Origin of the sequence: Thauera sp. AutoDN2 (genome assembly GCF_051280715.1) — a bacterium.
Lineage (GTDB): Bacteria > Pseudomonadota > Gammaproteobacteria > Burkholderiales > Rhodocyclaceae > Thauera.
In genome coordinates, this window is sequence record NZ_JBNCAR010000056.1 from 1 (window position 1) to 8,259 (window position 8,259).

At 65.2% G+C, this 8,259-nt stretch carries 9 protein-coding genes; all 9 read right to left on the bottom strand.

Going from position 1 to position 8,259, the window contains the following annotated elements; all coding sequences use genetic code 11:
• Positions 1 to 187, bottom strand: a 187-nt coding sequence (locus ACPT9U_RS16830; RefSeq protein ID WP_435751788.1) for a TadE/TadG family type IV pilus assembly protein, incomplete at its 3' end; no start/stop codon positions are given.
• A gap of 104 nt (positions 188 to 291) precedes the next feature.
• Positions 292 to 1,236 carry a phosphatidate cytidylyltransferase gene (locus ACPT9U_RS16835; RefSeq protein WP_435751789.1) on the bottom strand — a complete coding sequence of 315 codons (945 nt, stop codon included), beginning with the start codon at positions 1,234 to 1,236 and terminating at the stop codon, positions 292 to 294.
• A gap of 5 nt (positions 1,237 to 1,241) precedes the next feature.
• Positions 1,242 to 1,877, bottom strand: a complete 636-nt coding sequence (locus tag ACPT9U_RS16840) for a lysophospholipid acyltransferase family protein (RefSeq protein WP_435751790.1) — start codon at positions 1,875 to 1,877, stop codon at positions 1,242 to 1,244.
• Positions 1,874 to 3,277 carry a phosphatase PAP2/dual specificity phosphatase family protein gene (locus ACPT9U_RS16845; RefSeq protein WP_435751791.1) on the bottom strand — a complete coding sequence of 468 codons (1,404 nt, stop codon included), beginning with the start codon at positions 3,275 to 3,277 and terminating at the stop codon, positions 1,874 to 1,876. The genes ACPT9U_RS16840 and ACPT9U_RS16845 overlap by 4 nt, the downstream gene beginning before the upstream one ends.
• Positions 3,274 to 5,034, bottom strand: coding sequence for a bifunctional alpha/beta hydrolase/class I SAM-dependent methyltransferase (locus ACPT9U_RS16850; RefSeq protein ID WP_435751792.1), 1,761 nt, complete (start codon positions 5,032 to 5,034; stop codon positions 3,274 to 3,276). The genes ACPT9U_RS16845 and ACPT9U_RS16850 overlap by 4 nt, the downstream gene beginning before the upstream one ends.
• The gene (locus ACPT9U_RS16855) at positions 5,031 to 5,702 is read right to left on the bottom strand and encodes a CDP-alcohol phosphatidyltransferase family protein (RefSeq protein WP_435751793.1); all 672 of its coding nucleotides are present in this window, start codon (positions 5,700 to 5,702) and stop codon (positions 5,031 to 5,033) included. The genes ACPT9U_RS16850 and ACPT9U_RS16855 overlap by 4 nt, the downstream gene beginning before the upstream one ends.
• 219 nt (positions 5,703 to 5,921) lie before the next feature.
• Complete coding sequence (locus ACPT9U_RS16860) at positions 5,922 to 6,527, bottom strand: hypothetical protein (protein WP_435751794.1); 606 nt, start codon at positions 6,525 to 6,527, stop codon at positions 5,922 to 5,924.
• Complete coding sequence (locus ACPT9U_RS16865; RefSeq protein ID WP_435751795.1) at positions 6,524 to 7,576, bottom strand: hypothetical protein; 1,053 nt, start codon at positions 7,574 to 7,576, stop codon at positions 6,524 to 6,526. Before ACPT9U_RS16865 ends, ACPT9U_RS16860 begins: the two co-directional genes overlap by 4 nt.
• Positions 7,576 to 8,124 carry a hypothetical protein gene (locus ACPT9U_RS16870; protein WP_435751796.1) on the bottom strand — a complete coding sequence of 183 codons (549 nt, stop codon included), beginning with the start codon at positions 8,122 to 8,124 and terminating at the stop codon, positions 7,576 to 7,578. The genes ACPT9U_RS16865 and ACPT9U_RS16870 overlap by 1 nt, the downstream gene beginning before the upstream one ends.
• Positions 8,125 to 8,259: the final 135 nt, after the last annotated feature.

Consider the following 8,259-nt stretch of genomic DNA (forward strand, 5'->3'; position numbering starts at 1 on the left):
CGAAGGTGGCGTAGTTGAGCTGGCTTCTGGCGTGGAACAGCAGCGCGTACTGCATCAGCACGAGCAGGATGAAGAGCACGAGCGGGCCGGCGATGACGAGTTCGACCAGGGTCGCGCCGCGCTGAGAGGACGGCGTGTTTGTGACTCGGCGGGGGTGGATGAGCTTTGCAGTTGAAGCTTCGATCACGATGGATGCGCCGGGCGTGCGCCCGAGCCCGGCGAGCTTCGTCCGCGGTGAGCACCGAGGCGCGCTGCCCGAAGCGTGTGCGGTGCAGGGCGGCAATCCACCACTCATGGCGTCCACCCATAGCGCAGCAGGTGAAAGAACACCGGCGCGGAAAACGCCAGCGAGTCGACGCGGTCGAGCATGCCGCCGTGGCCTTCGATGAGGTGGCCCCAGTCCTTGACGCCGCGGTCACGCTTGATCGCCGAGAGCACGAAGCCGCCGAAGAACCCAAGCGTGTTGATGACCAGCGCGACGAAGGCAGCCTCGACCGGGCTGAAGGGCGTGATCCACCACAGCGCCGCGCCCATCACGGTCGCGCTCAACACGCCGCCGACCAGGCCCTCGACCGTCTTCGAGGGCGAGATCTGCTTCGACAGCGCGTGGCGGCCGAGCAGCTTGCCCCAGATGTACTGGAACACGTCGCTCGACTGCACGGTAAGCAGCAGGAACACGACCAGCAGCAGGTTGCGCCCCTCGTAGCCGGGGATCTCGAGCGTGAGCAGCGCGGGCACGTGCGACAGGCAATACGCGCAGATCATCAGTCCCCACTGGATCTTGGCGCTGCGCTCGAGAAAGCGCGCGGTGTCGGCGCCCAACGAGGCCGAGATCGGCAGCAGCAGGAAGGCGTAGACCGGGATGAGGATCGAGAACAGGCCGTACCAGCCCGCCGCGATCAGGTAGTACTGCAGCGGCAGGAAGACGTAGAAGCTCCAGATCAGCGCGCGGTGGTCACCCTTGCGCGTGGGCGCAAGCGAGACATACTCGCGCAGGCACTGGAACGAGACCAGCGCGAACAGGCCGATCACCGCCCACGCCCCGGTCCAGGTTGCGGCCGCGATCACCGCGATCATGATCCACCACGCCTTGAGGCGCGCGTTGAGGTTGTCGATGGTGGCGTGGGGGCGGTCGAAGCCGCTGCGCCACTTGAGCGTCAGGCCGATGGCGCTGGCCACGGCGAGCACGAGGAACACGGCGCCGAAGATGCGCACGAGGGTGGCGGAGACGTCCATGGTGGTCACGCGGCGGGTGGCGCGAGCGCGATCAGCGCCTCGCGGCTGCGGTTGAGGAAGCTGCCTCGCGCCTCGTCATCGCCCAGGCGAAGCGCGTCGCCGAAGTGCAGCGCGCACAGCAGGGGCACCGGGATGAAGCTGCCCTTGGGCATCACACGGCCCAGGTTCTCGACCCAGACCGGCACGAAGCGCAGCCCGGGACGCGCACGGGCGAGGCGGAAAATGCCGCTCTTGAAGGGCAGCAGCGCGTCGCCGACGTTGCGCGTACCTTCGGGAAAGACGATCAGCGACTCGCCGGCATCGAGCGCGGCGTGCATCGCCGCGAGTGGATCGGCGGCCGCATGCGCTGCGCCTCCGCGCTCGACCAGCACGGCCCGGAAGATGCGCAGCGCGACGTAGCGCCGCAGCCGGCTCGCGAGCCAGTAATCGGCGCCGGCCACCGGCCGCGTGCGCCGGCGCACCCTGGGCGGCAGCGCGGCCCATACGAGCAGGAAGTCGATGTGGCTGCGGTGGTTGGCGTAGTACACGCTGGGCTCGCCGGTCGGGTCGGGGGCTTGTGCGGCGTGGTGGATGGCGCGCGCGCCGGTGATCACGCGCGCAAGGCCGCACAGCGCGGCACCGAGGAGTCGTTCGATCTTCATGTCTGGCAGGGCGCTGCGAGCGGGATCGTGGCGCAGGGGGCGTGGGCAGCGAGCGCCTCGAGCGCGTGCAGGTGGGGCGGGTGGAGCACGATGCGCGGCCGGCGCGCACGGATGCGCGCGATGGCCTCTGCGGCGTCGGGCGCCCGACCGCTGAGGACGAGCCAGGCCGCGACCGCCGCCGCGCTACGCCCGTAGCCGAGGGCGCAGCACACCAGTACCGGGCCGTGTGCGCGCAGGGCCTCGATGCTGTGCGCGGCCTCGGCCAGCGCCGCCGGCGACGGCGGGACCAGGTCGAGCCAGGCGTGGTTGCGGTAGCGGGCCGCGTTGTGTGGCGCGCTGTGTGGCGCGGTGTGGGGCGCGGCGAGTTCGGCGGTGAGGTCCACCAGCGCCGGCAGGCGACCGTCGCTCGGATCGAGCCGTGCGGGCAGGGCGCCGAGCCAGACGTCGTCGCAGATCAGGTCACGATCCGGCCGCCGACGCGACCACAGGCGCTGGTTGATGCGTGCGCCCAGCAGGTACGGCGCCAGCAGCATGCGCACCGCGAGCGAATGGCGGCCGCTCGTCTTCTGCAAGCCGGCGCCACCTGGGCCGAGGTGAATCAGCGCGAGCAGCGCGAGGCTGACCGCCACCCAGAGCGACCACAGCCAGGCGCCGCCGGCCAGCGCCGGTAGCGCGAACACCGCGGCGCCGGCGGCGTAACGTGCGGCGAGCTGGCGCCGCCTGGTGTCCTGCGTCAGCCGAAAGCCGGCGAGCGGTAGGTCGCCCTCGTCGGGCCACAGCCACAAGGCCAGCGCACCGACCAGCGCGCCGGTGGGCAGGTCGATGAAGTGGTGCTGCCAGGTGGTCAGCACCGACACGCCGATCAGCAGCGCCCAGGCGTGGATGAGCCCCCGCCAGCGCGGCGGCGAATGGCGCACGAACTGCGCCCAGATCACCACGAGCAGGCCGATGTGCAGCGAAGGCGCCTGGTTGAAGGGCTGGTCGAAGGCGCGCAGCGCATCGAACAGCGGCGCAAACACCCCGGCGACCTCGGGTTGCCCGCCGCCGAAGCGCAGCGGAAACAGCACGAAGCACGCCACCGAGACCAACTGCACGCCGAGCAGGCGCCAGGCGAGACGATCGACCGCGCGCGCACTGCGGCAGAACAGGAAGGCGAGCCCGTAGAGCAGGTCGATCGACCAGTAGGGCACGATCGTCCACGGCACGAAGGGGATCGCCCGCTCCCAGTCGTAGCGGATCGAGCCCAGCTGCTCGAGCCCCGCCGCCCACTGGTTGGCGGCGCCGTAGCTGAGGAAGAAGAAGGGCCCCAGGAACAGCAGCCAGGCGATGCTGCGCCGCCACTGGATCGCGCCCGCGTCCCGCGCGCGCGCGCCGGCGCCCGACCCACGCGCCTCGCTCACGCGGCCAGCCTGCGTGCGACCGACACGGTGAAGATGCCCCACTCGTCGATGCGCTGCTCGAGCTTCTCGAAGCCGGCGGCGGCCACGAGCTGGTCGAGCTCCTGCTGGCTGCGCCGACGCATCACCCAGGCCTGTCCGCCGCGGTGGCTGGTGAGGGCACGGGCGATCATCTCGAGCTGCGGATGCCAGGGCTGGCCGGTGTAGATCAGGTAGCCGCCGGGCAGCACCGCTTGTGCCAGCCCGGCAAGCGAGCGCTCGAGCATGCCGTTGTCGGGGAACAGCTCGTACAGCCCCGACACGATCCCCAGACTCGGGCGCGGCGCGACCGCGGCCACACTGTCCGCGTCGAAGGCATCGCCCTGCTCGAAACCGACGCGCGCGTGCAGGCCTTTCGCGGCGATCAGCTCCTGTCCTTCGCGCACGTTGAGCGCGCTGTAGTCGCGCAGGCGTGCGCTCACCGCCTCGTGCGTGCTGCTCTCGAGTGCGTCGATCACGTAACGGCCGTGCCCCGCGGCGATATCCACAATCTGCAAGGGCTGCCCGTCGGCGTGCAGCCGGTCGAGCGTGCGGTGGATCAGCTCCTGCAGGTGAAGCTTGCGCTGGCGGATGCCGCGCCAGCCGATGGCGTCGAGGTAATGGCGGTCGATCATGCGCCCCAGCGGCCCGTGGCCGGCAGGCCGGTCGCGATACACGTAGTCGAGCGTGCTGCCCGAATCGAAGCCGGTCTCGAAACCCAGCCGGATGCCGTCCGAAACACGGCTGGCGAGCTTCAGCCCGGCACGATAGCCGCGCCAGAACAGGCCGCGCGGGCTCAGTGCCGGCAGCGGCTGCGCGAGCGCGCGTGCCTCGTCGAAGCTGTGGCCGCGCTGGTCGCAGGCGCGTAGGTCGAGCGCGGCCGCCGGCTGCGCGAAGCGCTCGAGCACGAAGCGTCGGATGTGGGTCATCGCCTGCGCCCGCTCACGTTCGCCCAGCGTGTCGTGGAAAAAGCCGTCGAGGACGTGCTTCTCCTTGATCGGCGCGCCCAGCTTGGCGAAGAAGCGATGCTGTGGCCCGTGATGCACCACCCAGTCCGCGCCGGAGATCAGCAGTTGCGTCGGCGCGGTGATCGCCTGCGCGTCATCGACGATGCGCCGTGCGGTGTCGTGCAGGCCGAGCAGCATGTTCACCGAGATCGCGCGCGCAATCAGCGGGTCGCTGTCGTACGACGCCTGGCGTGCACGATCGTGGGTGAGCAGCTTCGACTTGACGTAGCTATTGACGAAGAAATTGCCGCGCAGCTTGTGCATCAAGGCCAGCCCCGGGCGGGCGAACGGCACGTAGAGCTTGATGCTGAAGGCTGGCGAGGCGAGCACCATGGCGCGCACCGGCGGCGCATAGTCATGCACCCAGGCCGCCGCCAGCACCGCGCCCACGCTCTGCCCGAGCACGACGAGCTCGGGCGCGGCCACGCCATGCTGGTCGCGGATGTGATCGGCAAAGGTCTGCACGTCGCGCACCGAGGTGCCGACGCTGGGCGAGTGTCCGCGTGCTCCGGGGGACTTGCCGTGCCCGCGTGCGTCCCACGCGAGGAAATCGAAATCCGGCAGATCCAGCTCGTCGACGATGTGGGCCACCCGCCCCGAATGCTCGTGGCCGCGGTGCAGCAGCATGATGGCCCCGCGCCGCGTACCCGTGGCCGGCCAATGGCGATAGAAGAGCTGCTCGCCATCGTGAGTGGCGAAGTGGTGTTCGGCGCAGGGGCGCTGGCTGATGGTCATGATCGGGCTGAGTCGGAGTGAGTCGGGGTGGAGTGAGTCGCGTCCGAGCCGGGCGCGCCGCAGTGCGCTGCGCGCACGCCGTTGCGGACCCGGTTGATCGTGTTGATGAGGATGGCGAACCCGATGACCGGCATCAGCCAGAAGGTCCAGCCCGGCAGGCCGCCGAGCAGTCCCACGGCGAGCGCGAGCGCCCCGAACACGAAGGCCCGGTCGCTCTTGCCCATGGGGCCGTCATAGCGCCGCGGCGCACCGACCATGGGCCCGAGCGCACCCGCCATCTCGGAAACTGTCGCCAGAAAGATCACCGCCCCGACGCTCGCCCAGCCGAAAGGCGGCACGAACACGAACGGCAGTATCAGCGCGGCATCGGAGACCACGTCGGCCAGCTCGTTGAGATAGGCGCCGAGCGCGCTCTGCTGGCCGAACTCGCGCGCGAGCATGCCGTCGATGGCGTTGAGGGCCATGCGCAGGAGCATCCAGGCGGGGAGCAGCAGGAAGAGGGTGGTGCGTGCCGGATCGAGGGCGAGCAGGGCACCGAGCGCGACGGAACCGAGCAGCGCGGCGGTGGTGACGATGTTTGCCGTGACGCCGCGGCGTGCGAGTCCTGCCACCAGCGGGCGCAGCAGGGACTGGAAGGCGGGCTTGAGTTGGTAGAGGGTGAGGGGCATGGGCCGACGGGGGAGAATGGCGGCGCATGATAGCATCAAAATGCTAAACGCATACATGATGAATGCGTAGAAGTGGCAGGCCTGTGCGGGGCGGTCCTTGGAGTTGCCTAGGGGGTGAAGTGGAAAGTGATGCTCGAAGTGCGTGAGATTGACGTCCTGTCTGACGCAAAGGGGAATCAACAAGGATCTCGGCGCTTCGATAGGCCGGTGCAGCGTGCTTTATCTCGGCTGATACGTCTGCAGTTTCGGCGCAGCCAGTTTAGGCAGGAGCGCGTCAAGCCCGCCACGTGGAAGCCCCACCGCTTGCCATGCCGAGCCATCGGCTTGCCGATACAAAACGAGCGGGGTGGCGCCAAACAAGCCAACCCAGAAGCGTCGATTGCCATTCAGTTGCACTTGCTCCGAAGGAGTGATGTCCTGGGCCGCTTCGATTGCCCCTTCCCAGGCTGCATGGTCAAACCCTTTGCCATAGTTTCGACCCAATGCCGAATACGGATCAGCGGCGCGCAACAGTGCTACGGCGCGAGCGGCGCTGGAAGGTTTCATGTAGGCCACGGGCACCCAAAGGCTGGCAAGGCTGCGGCGGGGGGTGGTGTCGAACCATGCCCACAATGATGCGCAGGCGGGACAGTTGGGGTCGACGAAAAAGATTATCTGAGTCAGTTCATCAGGATTGGCAAGCTTGAGCCCATCGAGCCTCTGCGCGGCAAGCCAAGTGGCGAACGGTCTTTCTCCCTTCATGGGTGTTGCGCCAACAAGCATCTTGGCCGTAACGGGAAAAGCGAAGCCGATAGACAGCGCACCAAGAAAATGGCGGCGGTTCAAGGCAGTCTCCCGTGTTGCGGCTTGCCGGCTGGTCCGGGCGTGATTAGGTAAATGCGATTCTTGGCTCCAACCGCCAGGGCTCCGCTAGGGCTAAAGGCAATGGAACCCGTGAGCTCTCCATGCTTGAACTGGGCGATAACGACACGGCTGGCATCCTTGCGCAGGCTGGACAAGCCAGAATCGCCGATACGAATGACGCGGTCGGGCTCTTGTTTGCCTTTGCCTTGCTCGACGGCGTAGATGTAGCCATCTGGGCCGGTGATGCCGTATTGGTCCGTCACGTTCAAATAAACGTCAGGGTTATTCAAGCTCAACGGTTCTTCAATTCTTTCAATCTTCCCGTTTCTCTTGTAGCGGCACCAACTCTTTTCAGACGGGCTGTAAAGGATGATCCAGTCACCATCAGAGCGCAGAGACGTAAATTGGGGGTCGAAGTCGCTTGAATTAATCATATCAAGCTCATTACGGAAAACCTCACCCTTTGGGCTTGTCATTGCAAGGAATGTTTTGTCCCCAGTTTCAGCGTCGATTTCATAAGGAAGTGCCCCGTTCTGCATAGTCAGGAGCCTGCCTCTGCTCGTGAGGATTAGGCCCTCGAAGGTGTTGTACATCGGCTCAGGCTGGCTCCCGCCGTCAGGTGTTACGTATCCCATCACTCCCGACCGGACTATCACCTTGCTGCTGCCACTCGGATGGATGGCAACGATCGCGTCCTGATTGTCGCCGATGAAGTAGAGCGTGCCATCCGGTGCATACTCGAGCGTCGGGTAGTCCAGTTCTTTGACCAATATTTCTGGCTTATCATTTTCCTGGCTTCCTGCCCTTAGTCGAAGAAGTGCATTATCATCGAGCGATGGCTTTTCCTTTCCGATAAAGTGATGGCGCACATCGTTTAATGGATAAACTAATTGCGCGGCTTCGGCTGAATCAGCGGGGGCAGCCTGAACCAGATCAAAATGGTGGTTAAGACTCTCGTCATCTGTGTTGCAGCCACTCAGAGGTACTGATACACAGATTGCGGCGATAGCCCAATTGAATTTAGTGTGCATTAGTTGCATACCTCTGTTTTTTTGTGATGCTGGTCGTAATATCGCTTGTAGATTGGCCAGACCATATCCGCATAACCAGAAGAGCCGTTCCACGCTTGGGCCGCCTTCCTGACCCATCTCTCAGTTTCGGCATCGTTCGGGTTAGCATGTTTTTCGTCATAGCCGTATTTAGGCAACTGGAACATTTGTTTGACTGCCGAAGTATGACAATCAGTTGTTGCGAAGAAGTCCATCAGACGCGTGTAAAGAGTGGTCGGTACGCCCGCGAACAAGGCATAGTTGCCGAATGTGTTGGCGGCTTCCGCCCAGATCGGGGTCTTGCCGTGGAGGCCAGTCACATACGGTTTTATTCCTATTTTTATCAACCCATTATTCTGCATTTTTAATCGTTTTAGAAGTGACAAATACTCTGAAGTTGGCGCTAGGCCTAAACCATCGGCACTGATGATTTTGCCTTTGGTGTCAGTTCCCCATGCCTTCATCTTGTCACCTACCATCTCCTTCCACTTTGCCTCAATGATCTGGCGCAGCCGCTCCCAAGCTGCCATTCGTCCCCACATTTCTTGCCATTCGGCCTCGCTGTCTGCCCTCTAGGTCAAGATGGTTGTCGCCTCGATAGAATCTGAAACCCGAGGGCGATAACGGAAGAAAGAAGTGGCCAGGTACGGACAAGCATTCAAGGA

Bases quoted from the DNA above. Each gene is read 5' to 3' on its own strand.
- ACPT9U_RS16835 (WP_435751789.1), bottom strand. From the start codon at position 1,236: ATGGACGTCTCCGCCACCCTCGTGCGCATCTTCGGCGCCGTGTTCCTC.
- ACPT9U_RS16840 (WP_435751790.1), bottom strand. From the start codon at position 1,877: ATGAAGATCGAACGACTCCTCGGTGCCGCGCTGTGCGGCCTTGCGCGC.
- ACPT9U_RS16850 (WP_435751792.1), bottom strand. From the start codon at position 5,034: ATGACCATCAGCCAGCGCCCCTGCGCCGAACACCACTTCGCCACTCAC.
- ACPT9U_RS16855 (WP_435751793.1), bottom strand. From the start codon at position 5,702: ATGCCCCTCACCCTCTACCAACTCAAGCCCGCCTTCCAGTCCCTGCTG.
- ACPT9U_RS16865 (WP_435751795.1), bottom strand. From the start codon at position 7,576: ATGCACACTAAATTCAATTGGGCTATCGCCGCAATCTGTGTATCAGTA.
- ACPT9U_RS16870 (WP_435751796.1), bottom strand. From the start codon at position 8,124: ATGGCAGCTTGGGAGCGGCTGCGCCAGATCATTGAGGCAAAGTGGAAG.